The sequence below is a fragment of the Streptomyces sp. NPDC088147 genome (genome assembly GCF_044741565.1).
Classification (GTDB): domain Bacteria; phylum Actinomycetota; class Actinomycetes; order Streptomycetales; family Streptomycetaceae; genus Streptomyces.
In genome coordinates, this window is record NZ_JBIUSY010000002.1 from 534,073 (window position 1) to 553,787 (window position 19,715).

A 19,715-nucleotide genomic window follows, 5' to 3' on the forward strand; every position below is an offset into this window, starting at 1 on the left:
TCAAGGCATCGGTGCGTCGTGCCGATGGGTCAGCGCTGGTGATCGTAGTGGATGTCGTCGAAGCGGTGCTGCTTCAGGTCATCCGGCCGGATATACCAGTAGGTGTGGGTGTCGTCGTGGTCGTCGTAGATGGCGGCGAGCATGATCATGACGTCTTCGCCAGGTTGAGGTGCGCGGGGGCCGCGCAGGTCGCCGAGGGCGGTGTTTTCCACCGACATGCCCTGTACGGGATTCTGGTGACCGCCGATCTGATTTACCGGACCTTGGTGTATATCGTCGAATGCCTGGGCCAGGCTGATTTCAAGATCCCGCGAGGGCAGCGGATATTCGGCTTCAGTGACATCCCAGCTCAGGTAACTTTCGAAGCTGCCGCACAGACGCAGCGACCGGGAGTCTTCGTGGTGACCCACCTCGGCTTGCGGGGTGGGGCGGGGCGCGGTCCCGGTCGAGCCGGGAATGTACACCACCCTGCACCCCGCCCCGGCGTCCGTGCTGCGGCCAGAGATGAAGTAAGTCTCTTCATCATCGCTTTCGTTCGAGGCCTCGTAAATGACCGCATCATTAAGCGACCAGCGGAAAAAGAGCAAGGTGCCGTCCTCGGGCAGGTCGAAGTCGAGTACTCCCTGAGGGAGCGCCGCGAGGTCGATGGTGGCCAGATGGGTCATCGGCCCGTACCCCTCCCGCTCGAGCCAGGGCATGTCCGCGGGCAGGGAGGGCCGTCCGTGGATCTGCCCGATGACGGGCCCGTCACCCTCCCCGGCGGTGAAGGTAAAGGCGGGCCGGGTCCTGGACAGCCAGTGCTCGCCCATCTCCGGACCCAGGACGTCCAGGACAGGCTGGTATGGGCTCTTCTCGAAGCCGTTCGTCAGGTACTGCCTATTTGCAGGCACCCCTGACAATGGCCGACCCGCACGCACCACGACTTTGTCGAAACGTCGTCTGGCCAGGTCGTCACGGTGAATCAGCCAGTACAGTGCGCCGCCTTCACCGCAGGGGAAGGTGGCGAGGAGCTGCCAGTCCTGTGTCTCGATCTCGGCGTACTGCGCACCTTTCGTTTCATCGGGAAATTGAGGGGCCTGCGTCCATGTGGGGTGGCCGCCGATCTGGCGGCCAAAATTGCCGAGCTGATGATTGAGTTCATAAAGGATGTTGCAGAGACAATCCAGGCCCTTGAAGGAACGGAGTACCTCATCGTCGTGCGGCCAGGTTGGCACCACGGCGTTCAAGACCATCTCTTGGGCTGGAAGGACGGTGGAATCCAATCCGTTGTCAGGAAGGTCGGGTGCGCACGTGGGGCGGCGTTGGCTGACGGCTGTAGAGGCAGGGAAATAGATCACTTTGTATCCGCCTCGCGGATCCACCCCTTCAGGGCCGGACGGGTACTGCTGCGGAAGCTGGCCAGGAATCCACCCATCGTCCCCGGTGTAGATGAAGAAGACCAGCGTGCCGTCCTCGGGAAGGTCGATATCCAGTTCCCGGGGCAGCAACGCGCAGTCGAGCGTGGCGAGGTGGGTCAACTCGCCGTATCCCTGCCACACGGGCCACGGCACGTCGTCCGGCAGCTCGGGAAACCCGCCCGTCCGCCACACCGCCGGTCCGTCATTGTCCTGCCGCGGGCGGAAGCGGGCTGCTGGCCGTAGCCGGCTGAGCCAGTCCTCGCGGGCCTCCGGGGGCACAGCGGCCACGGCATCGTCGATCGTCCACAGGCAGTGAATGCGGCGGTCCTCGACGGTGCCGATGGCGGCGACGGCTTCGGCTGTCTCCGCCAGGGAACACTCGGGATCGAGCGTTCGCACGATGTCCTCGGTCAGCGGCCGCCCGGCCATGATGTGCTCGATCGCCGCCACCTTTTCGGGGGAAGTCTCCTGCGATTCCTCAGGGGATTTATACGAAAGACTCTCGGCCGAGAAATCTGTCAGATCTTCCAGCATCTCTTTTACGAAATCGTGATCGTCAATGTCTAGATGCTCCGGGAAGGTGGAATCGAAGATCTGCCACTCCGTGTCCTCCGGCAGCCGCCATGCCACCACAGACGGTTGATCCTCGGGAATCCCCGAACAGAGTCCGGGTCCATGAGTTTCTGATTCGCCATGCCAAAGGCAGTGGCGCAGGCCCTCTGGGATCTGCGCGATGGCCTCTTCCCGGATCTCTTCAATTTCAGGGTACTGATCTGGGTCAGGTTGCGCCTCACTGCCCCAGCCAAACACGATGGTTCCAACACTCTCGTGAAAGTGCACCTCCACCCAGGGGTCGCCGTAATCCATGGTCCTCAGGACGTGGCCACCGTTTCCCGGGCAGCCCGACCGCAGAAATTTGTAGCGAGCCGTGTCCTCATAACAGTCAAGACCGGTGGTGATCATGTCAAGGGTGGCGAGGATCCGAGCCCGGTCCTTCAACTCGGATACATCCGGCAAATTGGCGGCAGCACTGTAAATGTTGTTGCGTTCCATACTTCATTCAATCACACGCGCAACCTGCGGTGTCGGCAGCCTTTCCCGCTCGCCGCAGTGATCAGGAGTAACCAAAGAATGAGCCCTGGGAGAGGGCTCATATACTGTGCCTGGCTTCACATGATCCGCCCGATGACGCGTAGTCAGCCGACGGGCAGGAGCACGCACCCAGGGCACCCGAAGCACCCACACCACAGTGCGCACGCTCCCTGCCACCCGGCGCCGAGCCCGCCGGCACAGGCACCAGAACGGCCGTGCCTGGCCCGCAGTTTCCCGAAGAGCCGAGCTGTTCGGGCAGGGTGCTCCGGGCCCCCATCCATCGATACTGAACCGGAGTGACCGGTGCCTGGCAAAAGACGGCCGACGCGGCCCGTACGCATCAACCAACTGGTAGCCCATCGCACCCGAGGGGCTTCGGAGAAACGGACATGGGAGATCTGCCGTCGGGGAGGTGTTGGGCCTGGGCTGAGATACAACTACGGATAGCACTGTCCGTAGCGCGGGGCGCGTGTGTGTTGTCCGGGTCAACCGTTCTGGCGTGCGATGGCCCTGAGCAGGGCGAGCGTCTCCATGTCGTGGTTGGTGCTCTCCTGGGCCGAGGTGCCGAAAGCCCGGTTCGCCGAGAGCTTGACGATCGTCGTGGCACTGGGCGGGTCGACGTAGACGTACTGGTTGTAGACGCCGATGGCGCTGAACTCGCCCCGGTCGCCCTCAGGGATCCACCACTGATAGCCGTAGCCCAGAGGGCCGGGACCCTCGACGCGTCCTGGTGCGAGATGGGGGGCGGCGACCGTCACGGAGTCGCGCACCCACTCCTGCGGGAGTACGCGACAGCCCTGCCAGACGCCGCCGTTGCGGTACAGCTCACCGAGCCTCGCGTAGTCGCGGGCGGTGAGATTCAGTCCGTTGAAGGCCAGTTCGGTGTCGCTGTCGTCCAGTAACCACTGCCCGGGGGAGGTCATGCCGAGCGGTTCGCACAGTTTCTCCTGCATGTAGTCCGCGAGAGTCCGCCCGGTTGCCCGGACCACCAGCTCGCCCAGCACCTGCGTGTCGGCCGAGTTGTAGCGGCAGACCGTGCCGGGTGTGAACTCCCGCGTCATGGAAGCCACGAAGTCGTGGATCGAGCCGCCCTGTTGCGTCGCCTGCGCCAGCCGGAAGACCTCGGACTCGGGATCGCTGTAGTCCTCGCTCCACCGAGCGCCGGACGACATCTGCAAGACGTGGCGCACGGCCACTCCGTCGTAGGCGGATCCGGGCCGTACGGGCACGAAGTCGCTGACGGCCGCGTCGAGGGAGGGAATTCTTCCCTCAGCGTGTGCTATGCCGACCAGGGCGGAAACGAAGCTCTTCGCGACGGACATCGACAGCCAGGGCACGTCCGGGCCGCCGGTGAGCGCGTAGTGCTCGTGACGGATGCTTCCGTCGGTGAGCACGAGCAGGGCCGCGGTGTCCGTGACGGCCAGGAACTCCTCGGTCGAACGGCGGGATCCGCCGAAATCGAAGGTCGGGGGAAGGGGGTCGGACCCTTTCACGGGCCAGGCGTACTGCCGGCCGGCGGCCGTCATGGCGCGGGTGCGCATGAGTTCCGCCATGTGGCAGAAGTGCTGGTGCTGCGGGACCCCGGTGAACAGACCGAGGTCGCCGAGCGTCGAGGGAGCCTCGTTCATCGTCGTCGCCCATCCGCGGAGGGTGATCCCAACCAGGGATCGGGCCTCCGGTAGATACGGACCGCCGGGACACCCACCGTGGGGTCTCCAGGCGGATTGGCATAGATCGCAGGAGTGCGGAGCCTCCAAAGTAGCAGTACCAATCGGTTATGCAAAACGGATGGTACGCTTACTTTCACAGCGAGAGGATGTACGCATGCCCCCTCCAGCAGTCGACGGACGGACACTGCGCTTCCAGCACCGCCGCCCGGAATTGCTCGCGGCGGCCACCGAGTACGTCATGGCCCACGGCCTCATCGGTCTGTCCCTGCGGCCGGCGGCCGAGGCGATCGGCGTCTCCCACGCGACACTGTTGCGCCACTTTTCCTCCAAGGAGGAACTCGTCGCACGGGTCATGGAGAAGGTCCGCGACGATCTCACCGAACGACTGAGGACCGATGCCGCGCACCTGGCGGCACGGACAGGGGCAGAGCAGATCGAGGCGGTGTGGCGGATCCTGTGCGAACCCGCGGAACAGCGGCAGTTCCTCCGGCTCTTCGAGATGGTGGCGGCGAGCGGCCACCCAGGTGGCGCCGACGAGGACCTGACCCGCTCGCTGGTCACTGACTGGCTGCCCTTCATCACTCCCGGGCTCGAACGAGAGGGGTGGCCCGAGAGCGACACCGTCGCCCTGGCCACCATGGTGCTGGCGCAGGTGCGCGGCCTCCAGCTCGACCTGATCGTTTCCGGAGACCGGCCGCGCGCCGACCGCGCGCTCCAGCTCTTCCTCCGCGGCCTCCGGCACACACCTGCTGACGGACCGGTCTGATCCCTGCCTTCCGTCCAGCGCGGCGGCGATCATCTCCCAGGCCAGGCGGGGCTTGGTCGCGAACTGCACAGTCTCGGGTATCCCGGCCGCCTGGCGGCGCTCGGGATCGACGCACCAAGACTGCTCGGGCAGGTAGAGCCGGCGGTCGATCAGTGTCCGTCCTCGGCTGGTGGCGTAGGCGAGGAAGACGCCGACCTGGGAGTTCTCGATGCGCCCGGCGGTGCCGGTGTACTGCCGCTGCACGCCCGCCGAAGCCCGGCCCTTCTTCACGAAGCCGGTCTCGTCCACGATTAGCACACCGTTGTCGGCGCCGAGGTGATCGACGGCGTAGGCGCGGACATCGTCACGGACGGCATCGGCGTCCCAGCGGGCGTAGCGCAGCAGCCGCTGCATCGGCCCAGGCCGGACGTGTCCGGCCTGTTCGGCCAGCTGCCAGCAGTTCTTCCACTCTGCTTGCGACAGCAGCCCAAGCAGATAAGCACGGGTACTCGCCCTCGGCTCGACCCGGCCGAAGCGGCCCGCGATCCGGGCCATGACCTGGTCGAACATCTCCCGCCAGCGGGCAGGGTCTGCGCTATGGCCCGCGGCCACCGCACGATCTTCGTTTGTCCACACACCAACCGATGATCACGCGGTGGCCGTACCCGTTCCCAGCCAGGTACGGCCACAAGATCGCGAAACCAGACTGGAGTATTAGCCGGCCCGGGGCGGCCGGGGCTTCGGAAACCGCACCTCAGAACAGGTCCGGTCTCCGCACTCGGCGTTCATGATCGGACAACTCCAGCAACAGCGGCTTCGGACCAGGCATCAGCCCATTCCACGAGCGCCCGCGAACTTACGACTCAGGACACTAGGGCGCGTATCGAGTTGTGATCAATCTGTGGGATGCGCCTCCGCTTCGGGGACGGATCCTTTAGTCCTGAGTGCATGACGCGCGTGCAACTGACGGATGAGGAGTGGGAGTTCATCGCGCCGTACCTGCCAATCGGCGAGTACGGCCCGTATCCCACCCGGCTGCGGCAGCAGTTCGAGGGCGTGATCTGGCGGTTTCGCGCAGGAGCGCAATGGCGGGAGATGCCGGCCGAGTTCGGCGCCTGGTCCACCGTGCACAACCGGTTTCGGCAGTGGCGGGACGCCGGGGTCTTCGAGGCCCTGCTGGAGGGCCTGATCGCCGAGGCGGCAAAGCGTGGCAGGGCGGACTTGTCGCTGGTCAGTGTGGACTCCATCACGGCCCGCGCCCACCACGACGCGGCCGGGATGCACCTCGATCCGGAGGTCCTCGCCGCGCTGGAGGAAGCCGCCGAGGAGGAGGCCGGCTCAAAAGGGGCATCGAAGAGGAACAAGCCGGACAGGACGTTGAAGACGTCGCCCGGCAGGCCGAACAGCGACGCGTCCGGCGACGCGGCAAGCTCCGGTTGAAGACCGCCCGGCTCGGACGTTCGCGGGGCGGCCAGACCAGCAAGATCCACGTTGTGGGTGATCGCAGGTGTCGCCCGCTCGTGCTCACGCTGACCGCCGGGCAGGCCGCCGACAGCCCTCAGTTCATCCCCGTGCTCGAGCAGGTGCGGGCCCGTGGGCCGGTCGGCCGTCCCCGCACCCGGCCCGACGCGGTCGCCGGAGACAAGGCTTACTCGTCCCGCGGTAACCGCGACTACCTGCGCAAACGCCGCATCAAGGCTGTGATCCCGGAGAAGAGGGACCAGGCCGCCAACCGGAAGAAGAAGGGCCGCCGGGGCGGCCGGCCCGTCACCCACGACGCCGGGCTCTACAAAGAGCGCAACACCATCGAGCGCCTGATCAACAAGCTCAAGGACCTCACCCGAGCCAGCCAGTGATCACGACTCAATACGCGCCCTAGTCGGACCAGCGTTGCAGCAGTCCCCAGGTGAACTCCGCGACGCGGGCGCGGCCGTCGGGCGGTGTGAAGGCCAGCCGCATCCTGGTCGGGGCGGTGCCCTCCATCGGCCGGGCGGGCGGGAAGGCCCGTGCGACCTCGTCCACCGTGCAGCACCACGGGCGCAGATCGTCCGCCGTACGCAACGCGGGGCCCGCCGACCCCGGGGCGCGGACCAGCCATTCGTTCCAGACGGCGCCGCCGGGCGCCACCATCACCTCGAAGCGCAGATCGGGCCAGAGCGGCACCGGCCACAGCAGGGCGTCGCACTCCAGATCGCCGATCACGCGCCGGGAGGTCCGCTCCGGCGCGCCGAGTACGGAACGGTAGCGCGACAGCGAGCCGCGCGCCCGGGGCGAGCGCACCATCGCCTGCCAGCGGCGGTTGGCCTCCCGCATGCCGGCCAGGGACACGCCCAGCTCGTGGCGGGCCTCGTCGACCAGCTCCGGCTGGTGATCGGCCATCCGGCGCAGCAGGACGAGCTGGAAGTCGAGCGGCCCGAACGGCCCGGTGGACGTCATACCGCCATCCTTACCCGTGCCCGCGGGGCGGTCCCCAACCGGGCAGACATGAGCAGACGTGGGCAGACACGCCCCGGACTCGGCACTTCACACACGATCCTCACAACCTCGCCACGTCAGCCGTGCCGCCGGACGCATAATCTGCGGGGCGCCATGGACTACTGCCCACAGTGCCGTCGGCACCTCAACGGCGCACTGATCTGCGCAGGATGCGGGACCCCCGCCGAGGAGCTGCGGCAGCACCACCCTGTCCACCCCGGGTCGCACCACAGCCGCCTCCCGGGCGGATACGACAGGGAGACCGAGAGTCACGGAGAGTACGGCGACACGCCCGTGAGTGACTACGGGCTCGTCAGCCACGACCGTCCGGACGACACCGCGCCGCGCCCCGACTCCTCGCGCCGCAAGGGCTCCTCCCGTCGAGCCGGGCGAGGAAAGGGCGCGCGGGACAAGGCCCCGCGCCGTACCGGTCCGCGCCGGGCGCGCAGCAGGCGGGGCCGCAGGCTTCTGATCGCCACGCTCGGCGTGATCCTCGCGGCCGGCGCGCTGAGCCTGGCCGAACTGGCGAGGGAGTCCTCGCGCGACGACAACGCCACCGCCGTGAAGGAGGAGACGCCCGTCGACTTCGACGGCGGTCCGCGGGACACGGAGCGCCCGGTCGCGCCCGACGATCCGGGTGTCTCCACGGCCTCGGGACCGGCCTCGGGCGCGAGTGCGGACGGGAAGGCGCGCACGGACGGCAGTGGTGCTCCGAGCCCGCCGGAGGAGGTCGAGGAATCGCCGTCGGCCTCCTCCAGTGCGCCCGAGACCGGGGAGACGGCCACGGACGGGCCCGAGTCGCCGGGGGCCGACGACCCGGAGTCCGGTACGACCGGTCCCGCGGAGCCGACGGACGAGCCCACCTCGGACGGCCCGACCTCGGCGGACCCGCCGCCACCGCCGCCGCCCGCGCCCTCTCCCACGCCGTCCGAGACCTGTCGCTGGATCATCTTCTTCTGCGTCTGACAGGCTCTCCGGCTCTCCGGCTCTCCGGCTCTCAGAGCACGGTCTCGCCCAGCATCCGCTTGAGCAGGTCGCGCAGCACTCCGCGCTCGTCGTCGGACAGCGCGGCGAGCGGCTCGCGCGCGAAGTCCAGTGAGTCGCGCAGCCGGGTCGCGGTCGCGCTGCCCTCCTCCGTGGGGGCGGCGAGCTTCACCCGGCGGTCGGCCGGGTCGGGCCGGCGCTCCACCAGGCCGCGCGCTTCGAGCCGGTCCACGATGCCGGTGACATTGGACGGCTCGCACTTCAGCTTCCGCGCGATGCCGCGCATGGGCAGCGGCTCCAGGGACAGCAGCCCCAGGACGCGCGCCTGCGCGCCGGTGAGGGAGTGCCGTGCCGCGGCCTGCTCGTACTCCTCGTAGTACCGGGCCACGACAGTGCCGATGAGTTCGACGACCTCAAGGGTGAGTGGGTCTCTTCGTGGAGTGGCCATGGACACCAGGGTACTCCGTTACTTGACAGCATGAAATATTCATGAGCATTGTTGTTTCATGTGGTGAAGCTTTTCTCGGGTTCCCTGACCTGGTACCCGTGGCTCACCGCCGCAGAACTGTCTGAGGAGGCTCCGCACGATGACCGCACTTCCCGAGTCCGGCCGCGCCTGGTTTCTCGTGGCCCGCCCCCATGGCTGGCCCGAACCGGGCGATGTCGCCCTGCGCGAGGTACCCGTGACCGAGCCGGGTGAGGGCCGGATCCTGGTCCGCAACCTCCACTTCTCGGTCGACCCGTACATGCGGGGACGGATGAACGACGTGAAGTCGTACGTACCCCCGTACCAGCTGGACAAGCCGATGGACGGCGCCGCGGTCGGTGAGGTCATCGCCTCCCGCGCCGAGGGGTTCGCCGTCGGCGACCATGTCGTGCACGGTCTCGGCTGGCGCGAGTACGCCGAATTCCCGGCCGAGCACGGCACGAAGGTCGACGCCTCCCTCGCCCCGCTCTCCGCGTACCTCGGTGTGCTGGGCGCGACCGGACTCACGGCCTACGCGGGCCTGTTCGAGACCGCCTCCTTCAAGGAGGGCGACGCCGTCTTCGTCTCCGGAGCGGCCGGAGCCGTCGGCAGCCAGGCCGGCCAACTGGCAAGGATCAAGGGCGCCTCGCGGGTGATCGGTTCGGCGGGCTCCGACGAGAAGGTCAGGCTCCTCACCGAGGAGTACGGCTTCGACGCGGCCTTCAACTACAAGAAGGGCCCCGTCAGGGACCAGCTCAAGGCGGCGGCGCCCGACGGCATCGACGTCTACTTCGACAACGTCGGCGGCGACCACCTCGAAGCCGCGCTCTCCACGCTCAACACCCATGGCCGCGTCACGCTGTGCGGTGCGATCGCGCAGTACAACGCCACCGATCCGGCGCCGGGCCCGCGCAACCTGGCCCTGGCCATCGGGAAGCGGCTGCGTCTCCAGGGCATGATCGTCACCGACCACTTCGGTCTGCGGCCGAGGTTCGTGAAGGACGTCGCGGGCTGGCTCGCCTCCGGTGAGCTGAAGTACCACGAGACCTCGGTCGCGGGCATCGAGAACGGCTTCGACGCCTTCCTCGGCGTGCTGCGCGGTGACAACACCGGGAAGATGATCGTCACGCTCAACGGCCCGACGCACTAGGCTCATCACGAGGCCGCCGCGGTCCGTGGGCGCGAGTCGCGGCGTACAACAGGAGGAACGCACCGTATGACCATCCAGAAGATCGATGTCCTCTACACCGCCGTCGCCACCGCGGAGAACGGCCGTGACGGCCGCGTCTCCAGTGACGACGGTCAGCTCGACGTCATCGTCAACCCGCCCAAGTCGATGGGCGGCAACGGCGCCGGCACCAACCCGGAGCAGCTGTTCGCCGCCGGGTACAGCGCCTGCTTCCAGGGTGCGCTCGGTGTGGTCGCCCGTCAGGAGAAGGCAGACATCTCCGGCTCGACGGTGACGGCCAAGGTCGGCTTCGGCAAGCTCGAGGCCGGCGGTTTCGGTCTTGAGGTCGAGCTGATCGCCTCCATCCCGAACGTGGACGAGGCCACCGCCAAGGATCTGCTGGAGAAGGCGCACCAGGTGTGCCCCTACTCCAACGCCACGCGCGGCAACATCAAGGTCGAGCTCTCCGTCGCCTGACGGACGGCCTGTTGGCCGAGGGCCGTACCCCTGACGGGGTGCGGCCCTCAGTCATGTCCGCTCGCGCCATGTCCGCTCGCGCCATGCCCGTCCGCGTCGCGTCTGTTCGCGTCCGTTCGCGCCCTGTCCGTTTCCGACCGTTGACGCGGAAGCGCTTCGACTCTAGCTTCCCGTTCGCGCTCGTGACCGCGGTCCGGCATGCCGAACGGCTCCACGTCCCGTGCGCCCCATACCCCTTCGCACGCCGTAAGGAGAATCCGCGTGAGCCGCACCCCTCGCAGAACCACGCTCCTTCTGGCCCTGTCGCTCGCCGTCTTCGCCGCCTTCACCGCGTTCGTCCCTCCGCCCGCCGTGGCCGCCGATCCCTGGATCCAGTACTACGACGGCGACTACTACCTGCTCACGGCGTCCCGTACGTCGGAGCTGACCATGCGCACCTCGCCCACCCCGGCCGGGCTTCCGACCGCGCCGAGCGTGCGGGTCTGGACGGATTCCACCTCCTCGCGCTGCTGCAACATGGGGGCGCCCCGGATCCACTTCCGGGACGGCCGCTGGTATCTGTACTACGTCGCGGGCCAGGGCATCGCGGACTACCGCCGCACCCAGCGCGTGCACGTCCTGGAGAGCGCGGGCGCCGACCCCATGGGCCCGTACGCCTACCGGGATCAGCTCGATGACGGCCGGCTGCCGGACGCCACCGCGCCGGCGCCGGACGGTGGCCTCTCTCCGCCGGGCGCCGCGCTCGCCGGGGCCTCCGGCGAGCGCGCGGCCACCCCCACGGCGTACACACTCGTGAACCGGCGCAGCGGCAAGTGCCTTGAAGTGGAGGACGGTTCGGGCGCCGATGGCGCGAACGTCCGCCAGTGGGCCTGCCACGGCGCCGCCCGTCAGCGCTGGCGCGTCGAGGGAGTCGGCGATGGCACCAGCCGGCTGGTCAACGTCGCCGGCGGGAAAGTGCTGGACACGGCGGCCTGTTCGGTCGCGGACGGGGCCGGTCTGCGCCAGTGGTCCTGGCTCGGCACGATCTGCCAGTCCTTCCGTCTCGTCGTCACCGACCAGGGCGGCTGGGTGCGGCTGGTCGGCGCCCGCAGCGGCAAGGTCGCGGAGGTCGCGGGCTGTTCGACGGCGGACGGAGCGGACGTACAGCAGTGGCCCTGGCTGGGCACGACCTGCCAGCAGTGGCGGCTGCACCCGGTCTGAACAACGCCGCGGGGGCCGTCCCCGCACCACGCGGGAACGGCCCCCGGCCGTCAGGCCGTCACGGCGTCACGGCGTCACGGCATCATCGTGGCCGTGGCCGTGGCCGCCGTGAGACTCAGCCGGCCGCCCCCAGCAGGGCCCGGCCGACCTGCGAGAAGAGCCCCTTCGGGTGGTCACGGAACAGCGGCTCCGTACCGAACAGCACCACGGACCCGCCCCCGGCGGACGTACCGCTGACGACCGAGGCCCGGCCCGCCGCGGCCGAGGGACCGCCCGTACCGTCCTCCTTCGCGCGCCAGTGGCCGGACACCAGCGGACTGCCGGTGCCGTACGACTGCTCGGCCCGCACCCCGGGGCCGAGGTCGGTGAACCACAGCGGCGAGTAGACGAAGGTGTGCGCCGGGGCGCCACCGGTGATCGGGCCACCCGCGTTGGTCACCCGCACCACACCGTTCGCGTCGCCGTTGCCCGCGACCGGCTTGGCCGCGAGCAGCCCCGCGGCGGTGTTGAAGGCCGCACCCGTCGAACCGAGCGTGACCACGCGCCCGCCCCCGGAGAGGAAGCCGTCCAGGGCCGAGCGCGCGGCCGGGGCGAGCGCGCCGTACTGGAGGCCGGAGGAGACGTACAGGACATCCGCCTTCGACCAGTCGAAGCCCGCGTTCAGCGTCGCGGTCGACACCGGCAGCACCTCGAAGCCCATCTCCCGCAGGGCGAACTGCTCGCCGGGTGTCACCGCCGCCGCGACGCGCGTACGGGCCACCGTCCCGGAGCCCTTCTCCTTGGTGGCGGTGAAGACGACGCCGTAACGGTCGGCCAGGACGGCCGCCTGACGACGGGCCGAGGCCGGCACGATCGCCGAACCGTCCGCCGCCCCGCGTACCTTCACACCCTGCCCGAGCAGGGAGTTGAGGGCGGCCAGATCCTTCGGGTCGTCCAGGCGCAGCCGCAGATCGCCCTGACCCGTCACCGCCCCGGTCGGGGACGCGGCCCGGACCGGACGCGCCGGGATGTGCAGCCCGCCACCGGCCTGCTGGATCTTGTCGACGCTCGCGCCCCACAGCAGCCCGAGGCTCCACCCCGAGATGTCGTACATGGCGGAGACGTCCGCGCTGATGTCACGGCCCTCGTCGAGGATCACATTGGCGATACCGCGCTTGGCCTGGTGCATGTCGACGACGTACGAGCCCGCCGGATACGAGCGTCCCGCCAGCCGGAAGCCGGCGCGGGCGCGCTCCACCCGTACGTCATTGGCGACCAGATGGTCCACCAGCCGGGCCGCCGCGGTCGCCGAGCGCTGCCCCTGGCCCGCCGGGATCACATACGCGCGCGGGAAGGACGTGGTGTACACGTCCTCCGGTCCGATGCCCGGCACGCCCGGCACGGTCTCCTCGGACACCGGCCGCTGCGCCTCGCCCGCCGCGCCCCGCCGGAACGTCTCGATCTGGTCGGCGATCACCGACGTGCGGTGGTCGAGCGTGTAGTCGAGGGTCGCGCGCATCACCGCGCCCGCGATGTCCGTGTTGATCGCGGAGCGCCTGCGCAGCTCCTCCACCGGCAGGGTGTTGTAGTCGTTGTTGTTGACGCGCATCGGGAACTCGACGGTGTGCGAGGCCACCGCGCCCTGGAACGCCATGTACTGCGGGGTGAAGATCGGCGGCCAGTCGTCCCAGCCCTCCTGCTGGTCGCGGAAGGGGATGACGGGCGGCTGGACGCCGTCAGCGGCGGGGGTGTAGCCGAGATCGTTCACCGCCTTCTCCATGCCGAGGGCGTTGGCGTAGCTGTTCTTCAGGAAGAGGTCGTACTCGTAGTTCTCGCCGTGCGGCGGCGTCGTCGGCTCGATCAGCGTGCCGTTGACATAGCCGTGCAGGTCCAGCATGACGGCGGGCTGCTTGTCGACCGCGATCTGCCGGATGGCCTGCGACTCGGGCTGCGAGGCGGTGATGAAGTCGCGGTTGAGGTCGAAGCCGTTGCCGTTGGCGCGGGTCCCGGCGATCCGGCCGTCGGGGTTGGCGGTCACATTGAGATAGATCCGGTTCTTGGCGAGCAGACCGGCCGTTCTGCCGTCCTTCGCCTTCGCCAGCTCCTCGATGAGCTTCAGGGCGGCGTCGGTGCCCTCCCACTCATTGCCGTGGATGTTGTTGTTGATGAAGACCGGGGTCTTGTAGGAGGACTTGATCCGGCGGTCCTTGGCGGCTGCCGCCGGGGAGTCCTCGATCAGCTCGCGCATCCGCTCCTGCTCGCGGGACTCGCGGGAGCTCTCGGGCGCGGTGACGGTGACGAGATACAGCTCGTGGCCGGCCGCGGACCGGCCCGCGACCTCCACGCTGACGCGATCGCTCAGCTTCTGGAGGGCGTTGAGCCGGGGAGCGAGCGAGTGGTACGGGGCCAGCCCCAGCTTGATCGACTTGTCGGCGGGGTTCGCGGGCGGCGCGTCGAGGACCGTACGCCGGGGGTAGCCGCCGTCCTTGCGCAGCGCGGGAGGCGCGGGTGTGCCGACGGTGCCGGTGGTCTTCTGGAGCGCGGTGGCGGCGGTGTCGTGGCCGCCGCTCTCCCTGACGGGATGTGGCCGCTGCGTGTCCCGGCCGGGGGCGGCGGTCGCGGGGAGCGGAGTGAGCAGCAGGGCGCCGGCGACGGCGCTGACGGCGGTGGTGAGCAGGACGGGTCTGGGTATCCCCATGCGTCTGTTCCTCCGGGTCTTCGGAAGTGACGGCAACGTCAGAGGCGGGCGGCGGGCGATCACAGCGGAAGTGACCGCCGTGGAGGCGACCACCGTGGAGGCGGTCACCACCGAGGCGATCCCATCCGTGCGATCAAAAATGATCGGTGGCGATCGACGTTGATCGGTACGCAGGGTCTACCGGTTACTCACGCGAACATCAAGAGGGGTCCATATACAGCCGGTAGGCTGCACGCATGCATGATCTCGGCGTCGGCTTCGGCTACTTGATGAAAGGCCAGCGCTGGGTCGCGGGCCACGGCCGGTGGTTCGGATTCGGGCTGCTGCCCGGTTTGGTCACCTTGGTCCTGTATGCGGGCGCGCTCGTCGGCCTCGCCTACGGCGCCGACGATCTGACGGCCTGGGCCACCCCCTTCGCGGACGACTGGTCCTCGCCCTGGCTCGGTCTCTTCCGCGGCTCCCTGACCGTGCTGCTCTTCGCGCTCGGGCTGTTCCTCGCGGTGATCACCTTCACCGCCGTGACGCTGCTGGTCGGCCAGCCCTTCTACGAATCGCTCTCCGAGGAGGTCGACCGCGCGGAGGGCGGCGAGGTCCCGCAGTCGGAACTGCCGCTCTGGCGCGACCTGTGGATCTCCGCCCGGGACAGTCTGCGGATCCTGGTCCGGGTGGCGCTGTACGGCGTGCTGCTCTTCGCGCTCGGATTCATCCCGGTCGTCGGGCAGACGGTCATTCCCGTGCTCGGCTTCTGCGTCTCCGGCTTCTTCCTGGCGGAGGAGCTGACGGCGGTGGCGCTCCAGCGCCGTGGTGTCGAGCTGAAGGAGCGCCTCCGGCTGCTCAGGGGCCGCCGGATGCTCACCCTCGGCTTCGGCGTCCCGCTCACGCTCGCCTTCCTCGTCCCGTTCGTGGCGGTCTTCCTGATGCCGGGCGCGGTGGCGGGGGCGACCCTGATGGTGCGCGAGCTGACGGCCGAGCCCGAGCCCGAGGACGCGTCCGCGGACGACGACGCCGCGAACGGCGCCCAGGGCACGCGGCGGCCGGGCGTACCGCTCGCCATGGACAAGTGAGGAACGCGTAGCGGCCGACAGCCGTGGCGCCGTCCGATCCGGCAGGAGCCAGGACCGGACGGCGCCGTGCGTTCCGCCTCCTGTGTGCCTCAGGTGACGGGAGTGACCCAGGAGGCTCAGGAAGCTTCGGCGGCCACCGTGACGATCGCCCGCAGCTGCGCGATGATGTCCAGCCGGTTCTGTACGAACTCCGGGTCCGTCACGGCCCCCGTCGCCGGGTCGGTGTTCCCCGCCCCGAACTGGAGCACCGGCGTGTGCACATGGCCGCCCGGAATCTCCAGCCCCAGCCGGTCGCGGAGCAGCGTCGCGCGGTACGCGATCTCATTGGACAGATAGTCGCCACCGCCCCCGGCGCGGGCCGCGGAACCGGGTGTCGGCCCGTCCGGCCGTACCACCGGCGCGGTCCCGCCCGCCGGGACCTCGGTGACCGACGTGTTGTCGTACACCGGGAAGCGGCCGGTGTCCGCCGCCACGATCGAGCGGTACGGGAGGCTGGTCGTCGTCCACTGCGGCTGCGAGACCGGATCGCTCACCGGCACGAGCCCGGTCTCCGAGACGTTCTCGTTGTCCCCGAACCCGCCGCGCCAGGCGCCGTTGAAACGCTCGACATCGATCCGTCCGACGCGGCCCTGGCTGACCGTGGTGAAGAGGTCGGCCCGCGACAGCGGCCCGCGCAGGGCCTGTTCGACGGTGCCGTCGGCGAAGTCCCCCCAGCGGACGGGGAAGACGGCCGTCTCGATACGGGCGGGCCCGTCGGCGGTCCTGATCACCGTGCCGTCCAGCGCCAGAGCCGTCGCCCCGGACGGGTTGCTGATCCGGATGTCGCGGTCCAGGGTGAACGGATCGAAGCCGGTCAGCACGATCCGCTTGACGCCCTTGGCGGCGCCGCGTGCCGGGAAGTCCATGGAGTCCTGACCGCGCGAGGAGCGCTCCAGCTTTCCGAGCAGCGCCGTCCGCGCGGTCTCGGAGAGGCCGGACTCCGGCTGCCACTGGCGCAGTTCACGGGTGAGCGCGAGCCGTGCCCAGTACAGCGGCCGGTCGTCGTCCCGGCTCAGATCGCCGCGCGCGGGCCCGCGGCCCTGCGCCCGGTCCACCGCCCGCTGCCACAGCCGCGCCCCGCTCCGTACGACGGCCCGCTCGGCCTCGGCGTACGAGTCCGCGCCGCGCAACGACCGTATGAAGTCGGGCGCCACGGCGTCGAAGCCGCTGCGCCGCAGGATCTCCTGAGGTACGGCGAGGTCCAGCCGCTGCTCCTCGACGGTGAACGCGGCGGTGTCGGCGGTGGCAGCGGCGGTGGCGGACCGCGCGGGGGCCGGCTGAGCCGCGAGCGGCTGCGCGGCGGCGGGCGGCGGCGGGGCACCGAGGGCGAGCGCGGTGGTGGTGAGGAGTACGAGCCCGAGCAGTTCGGGGCGTACACGAATGTGGCCCAGGGGCCTCATGAGTCTCACGGGGGAGTCCTTCCGTCGGGTGGCGGAAGTATCACCTCCGGACAGGGCGGATGACCATGGGTCCCCTGAACCCGGCATGCGACACCCCCACATGAGGACCGCCCGCACACCAGGACCGCCCACACATGACCGCCCGCACACGAGGACCGGCGTGCGGTCACGTGGTGGGACCACTCCGCGCGGCCAGGATCGCTGTGCGACCATCCGGCGGAGAGACGGAGAGACTTCGACGAGGAGGTACGGCAGTGGCAGACGCATCCGACACCCCGGCCGGTCACGCACGCGAGGCGGCCGTCGAGGCGGCGCTCGGCAAGCTGGACCTGGACGCCAAGGCGAGGCTGCTGGCAGGCCAGGACATGTGGTCCCTGCCCGCGCTCCCGGAGATCGGGCTGGCGTCCCTGGTGATGTCCGACGGTCCGATCGGGGTCCGCGGGGTGCGGTGGACGGCGGACGACCCGTCCGTCGCGCTGCCGTCGCCGACCGCTCTCGCCGCCTCCTGGGATCCGGAACTGGCCCGCGGGGCCGGCCGACTGCTCGCACAGGAGGCCCGCCGCAAGGGCGTGCACGTACTGCTGGCGCCCACCGTGAATCTGCACCGCTCACCGCTCGGGGGCCGCCACTTCGAGGCGTACAGCGAGGACCCGTACCTCACCGGCGAGATCGGCACGGGCTATGTGCGGGGCGTCCAGGACGGCGGCGTCGGCACCACCGTCAAGCACTTCGTCGCGAACGACGCCGAGACCGACCGCTTCACCGTCGACAACATCGTCGCCCCGCGCCCGCTGCGCGAGCTGTATCTCGCCCCCTTCGAGGCCATCGTCGCCAACGCCCACCCCTGGGGCATCATGGCCGCGTACAACCAGGTCAACGGCTCGACGATGACCGAACACCGCTATCTCCAGAACGAGGTCCTGCGCGGTGAGTGGGGCTTCGACGGCTATGTCGTCTCCGACTGGCTGGCGGCACGCTCCACCGTCGGCGCCCTGCTCGGCGGCCTCGATGTCGCGATGCCGGGACCGCGCACGGTCTACGGCGAGGCGCTCGTCGCCGCCGTCCGCGCCGGTGAGGTGACGGAGTCCGCGGTCGACGACGCCGTACGCAGGGTGCTGCTCCTCGCCGCCCGGGTCGGCATCCTCGACGGCGCCCCGGCCGCCGTCACCGCCCTTCCCGCGCCGGTCGACGGCGACGCGCTCGCCCGCGAGATCGCGCGCCGCTCCTTCGTCCTCGTACGCAACGAGCCACGGGCACACGGCGACGGAGCAGGAGACGACGGCGCCGGCCACCCGGCCCTTCCGATCGATCCGGCGAGGACCGGTACCGTCGCGCTCAGCGGCGCCCCGGCGCGCGACGCCCGGGTGCTCGGCGGCGGCTCCGCCGTGGTCTTCCCCGACCACGTGGTCTCCCCGCTCGACGGCCTCACCGCCGCCCTTCCCGACGGCTCCCTGACCTACTCCCTCGGCGCCGACCCCAACGACGAACTCGTCGACGCGGGCACCGGCTTCGAGCTGACCGCCGTCTGCCGCGCGGCGGACGGACGGATCCTCGGGACCTCCACCGTCCCCGGCGGCCGGGTGCAGTGGGCGGGCAGCGACCTGCCCGACGGCGTCACCCACGAGGAACTGCACACCGTCGAGATGACGGGCACCTTCACCCCGCGCGAGAGCGGCGAGCACACCTTCGGCACACGCGGTCTCGGCGGCTTCGTCCTCACCGTCGGCGGCCGGGTCCTCTTCGACGGTACGGAGGAACTCGTCGCCGCCTCCGACCCGTTCGAGGCGTTCTTCGGCCGCCGGGCGGAGCGCGCCCGCGCGGAGCTGACCGCGGGCGAGCGCGTCACCGTCTCGCTGCTGCACACCGTCCACAAGATCCCGGACGCCCCGATCAGGGCCGTCGCGTTCTCGCTGCTCCACCTCGGACCACGGCACGACCCGGACGCACTGATCGCCGAGGCCGCCGAGGCGGCCCGTACCGCGGGCACGGCCGTCGTGGTGGTCGCCACCACGGAACGCGTCGAGTCCGAGGGCTTCGACCGCGAGAACCTCAGGCTCCCGGGCCGCCAGGACGATCTCGTGCGCGCGGTCGCCGCCGTCAACCCGAACACCGTCGTGGTCGTCAACACCGGCTCCCCGGTCGAAATGCCGTGGCGCGAGGACGTGGCGGCGGTACTGCTCAGCTGGTTCCCCGGCCAGGAGGGCGGCGCCGCACTCGCCGATGTCCTGCTCGGCGCGGTGGAGCCGGGCGGCCGGCTGCCCACCACCTGGCCGGTCGCGCTGGCGGACGTACCGGTCTCGGCCACCACCCCGGCCGACGGCGAACTCCACTACAGCGAAGGCGTGTTCATCGGCTACCGGGCCTGGGAGCGGTCGGGCGTGGCCCCCGCCTACCCGTTCGGCCACGGCCTCGGCTACACCGGCTGGGAGTACGAGGCGATCGCGGCCACCACGGACGACGCACGCGTACGGCTGCGCAACACCGGTATCCGCAGGGGGCGCGAGGTCGTCCAGATCTATCTGGCCCCGGTGGACGACACCGTGGAGCGCCCGGCCCGCTGGCTGGCCGGCTTCGCCTCGGTCGAGGCCGGACCGGGCGAGACCGTCGAGGTACGGATCCCGCTGCGGCGCAGGGCCTTCGAGATCTGGGACGAGGAGTCCGGCTCCTGGTCGCTCGTCCCCGGTACGTACGAGGTCCAGGCGGGCCGGTCCGTCGCCGACCGCCGGCTGAGTTCCCTGGTGGACGCGCGGGCGTAGCGGGCGTAGCGGGCGTAGCGGGCGAGAAGGACGCGACGCGGGGGACCGTACGAGACGCAGGGGCACGTACGCGAGGTGACGGCCCCGGGGCGGACCTGACACACC

The 19,715-nt window shown here is 69.9% G+C and carries 13 protein-coding genes and 2 pseudogenes; 8 read left to right on the forward strand and 7 right to left on the reverse strand.

Annotation, left to right across the window (positions count from 1 at the left end; genetic code table 11):
* Positions 1–29: 29 nt before the first annotated feature.
* Positions 30–2,450 carry a DUF1963 domain-containing protein gene (locus ACIOGX_RS07620; RefSeq protein ID WP_401911109.1) on the reverse strand — a complete coding sequence of 807 codons (2,421 nt, stop codon included), beginning with the start codon at positions 2,448–2,450 and terminating at the stop codon, positions 30–32.
* Between the two features lie 524 nt (positions 2,451–2,974).
* On the reverse strand, positions 2,975–4,117 hold the full coding sequence (locus ACIOGX_RS07625) for a serine hydrolase domain-containing protein (RefSeq protein ID WP_401911111.1): 1,143 nt from the start codon (positions 4,115–4,117) through the stop codon (positions 2,975–2,977).
* Positions 4,118–4,397: 280 nt separating this feature from the next.
* On the opposite strand from ACIOGX_RS07625, the gene ACIOGX_RS07630 reads away from it, so the two are divergent.
* Entirely contained in the window at positions 4,398–4,925 is a 528-nt protein-coding gene (locus tag ACIOGX_RS07630; RefSeq protein WP_401912012.1) for a TetR/AcrR family transcriptional regulator, read from the forward strand.
* A 6-nt stretch (positions 4,926–4,931) separates the two neighbouring features.
* On the opposite strand, the pseudogene ACIOGX_RS07635 reads toward ACIOGX_RS07630, so the two are convergent.
* Positions 4,932–5,474: pseudogene (locus ACIOGX_RS07635) on the reverse strand (IS701 family transposase); the annotation flags it as partial.
* A gap of 378 nt (positions 5,475–5,852) precedes the next feature.
* Between ACIOGX_RS07635 and ACIOGX_RS07640 the strand changes: the two are divergent.
* Positions 5,853–6,736: pseudogene (locus ACIOGX_RS07640) on the forward strand (transposase); the annotation flags it as partial.
* Positions 6,737–6,779: 43 nt separating this feature from the next.
* Here the strand turns inward: ACIOGX_RS07640 and ACIOGX_RS07645 are convergent.
* The gene (locus ACIOGX_RS07645) at positions 6,780–7,340 is read right to left on the reverse strand and encodes a hypothetical protein (protein ID WP_383973850.1); all 561 of its coding nucleotides are present in this window, start codon (positions 7,338–7,340) and stop codon (positions 6,780–6,782) included.
* A 333-nt stretch (positions 7,341–7,673) separates the two neighbouring features.
* Between ACIOGX_RS07645 and ACIOGX_RS07650 the strand changes: the two genes are divergently transcribed.
* Entirely contained in the window at positions 7,674–8,345 is a 672-nt protein-coding gene (locus ACIOGX_RS07650; RefSeq protein ID WP_387015509.1) for a hypothetical protein, read from the forward strand.
* Positions 8,346–8,376: 31 nt separating this feature from the next.
* Here the strand turns inward: ACIOGX_RS07650 and ACIOGX_RS07655 are convergent, their stop codons facing one another.
* A complete protein-coding gene (locus ACIOGX_RS07655; protein ID WP_356506657.1) occupies positions 8,377–8,811 on the reverse strand; it encodes a MarR family transcriptional regulator in 435 nt (144 codons plus the stop codon).
* A 139-nt stretch (positions 8,812–8,950) separates the two neighbouring features.
* Between ACIOGX_RS07655 and ACIOGX_RS07660 the strand changes: the two genes are divergently transcribed.
* The 3 genes from ACIOGX_RS07660 to ACIOGX_RS07670 all read left to right on the forward strand — a co-directional run bounded on the left by ACIOGX_RS07660 (position 8,951) and on the right by ACIOGX_RS07670 (position 11,674).
* Positions 8,951–9,979 (forward strand): NADP-dependent oxidoreductase, encoded by a 1,029-nt coding sequence (locus ACIOGX_RS07660; RefSeq protein ID WP_356506660.1) that lies wholly within the window; start codon positions 8,951–8,953, stop codon positions 9,977–9,979.
* Positions 9,980–10,045: 66 nt separating this feature from the next.
* Entirely contained in the window at positions 10,046–10,474 is a 429-nt protein-coding gene (locus tag ACIOGX_RS07665; RefSeq protein ID WP_356506662.1) for an organic hydroperoxide resistance protein, read from the forward strand.
* Positions 10,475–10,735: 261 nt separating this feature from the next.
* On the forward strand, positions 10,736–11,674 hold the full coding sequence (locus tag ACIOGX_RS07670) for an RICIN domain-containing protein (protein WP_401911116.1): 939 nt from the start codon (positions 10,736–10,738) through the stop codon (positions 11,672–11,674).
* A gap of 115 nt (positions 11,675–11,789) precedes the next feature.
* Here the strand turns inward: ACIOGX_RS07670 and ACIOGX_RS07675 are convergent, their stop codons facing one another.
* A complete protein-coding gene (locus ACIOGX_RS07675) occupies positions 11,790–14,351 on the reverse strand; it encodes a M14 family zinc carboxypeptidase (RefSeq protein ID WP_401911119.1) in 2,562 nt (853 codons plus the stop codon).
* Positions 14,352–14,587: 236 nt separating this feature from the next.
* Between ACIOGX_RS07675 and ACIOGX_RS07680 the strand changes: the two genes are divergently transcribed.
* Positions 14,588–15,415: an EI24 domain-containing protein gene (locus ACIOGX_RS07680; RefSeq protein ID WP_401911122.1), complete on the forward strand. Its 828-nt coding sequence runs from the start codon at positions 14,588–14,590 to the stop codon at positions 15,413–15,415.
* 116 nt (positions 15,416–15,531) lie between these two features.
* Here the strand turns inward: ACIOGX_RS07680 and ACIOGX_RS07685 are convergent, their stop codons facing one another.
* Positions 15,532–16,854 (reverse strand): pyroglutamyl peptidase, encoded by a 1,323-nt coding sequence (locus ACIOGX_RS07685; protein WP_401912014.1) that lies wholly within the window; start codon positions 16,852–16,854, stop codon positions 15,532–15,534.
* Positions 16,855–17,108: 254 nt separating this feature from the next.
* Between ACIOGX_RS07685 and ACIOGX_RS07690 the strand changes: the two genes are divergently transcribed.
* Entirely contained in the window at positions 17,109–19,610 is a 2,502-nt protein-coding gene (locus ACIOGX_RS07690) for a glycoside hydrolase family 3 protein (protein WP_401911125.1), read from the forward strand.
* Positions 19,611–19,715 lie beyond the last annotated feature (105 nt).

What these genes read in the sequence shown, in the direction of transcription:
- ACIOGX_RS07620 (WP_401911109.1), bottom strand. Translation starts at nt 2,450, where the DNA reads ATGGAACGCAACAACATTTACAGTGCTGCCGCCAATTTGCCGGATGTA.
- ACIOGX_RS07625 (WP_401911111.1), bottom strand. Translation starts at nt 4,117, where the DNA reads ATGAACGAGGCTCCCTCGACGCTCGGCGACCTCGGTCTGTTCACCGGG.
- ACIOGX_RS07630 (WP_401912012.1), top strand. Translation starts at nt 4,398, where the DNA reads ATGGCCCACGGCCTCATCGGTCTGTCCCTGCGGCCGGCGGCCGAGGCG.
- ACIOGX_RS07645 (WP_383973850.1), bottom strand. Translation starts at nt 7,340, where the DNA reads ATGACGTCCACCGGGCCGTTCGGGCCGCTCGACTTCCAGCTCGTCCTG.
- ACIOGX_RS07655 (WP_356506657.1), bottom strand. Translation starts at nt 8,811, where the DNA reads ATGGCCACTCCACGAAGAGACCCACTCACCCTTGAGGTCGTCGAACTC.
- ACIOGX_RS07660 (WP_356506660.1), top strand. Translation starts at nt 8,951, where the DNA reads ATGACCGCACTTCCCGAGTCCGGCCGCGCCTGGTTTCTCGTGGCCCGC.
- ACIOGX_RS07665 (WP_356506662.1), top strand. Translation starts at nt 10,046, where the DNA reads ATGACCATCCAGAAGATCGATGTCCTCTACACCGCCGTCGCCACCGCG.
- ACIOGX_RS07675 (WP_401911119.1), bottom strand. Translation starts at nt 14,351, where the DNA reads ATGGGGATACCCAGACCCGTCCTGCTCACCACCGCCGTCAGCGCCGTC.
- ACIOGX_RS07680 (WP_401911122.1), top strand. Translation starts at nt 14,588, where the DNA reads ATGCATGATCTCGGCGTCGGCTTCGGCTACTTGATGAAAGGCCAGCGC.
- ACIOGX_RS07685 (WP_401912014.1), bottom strand. Translation starts at nt 16,854, where the DNA reads ATGAGGCCCCTGGGCCACATTCGTGTACGCCCCGAACTGCTCGGGCTC.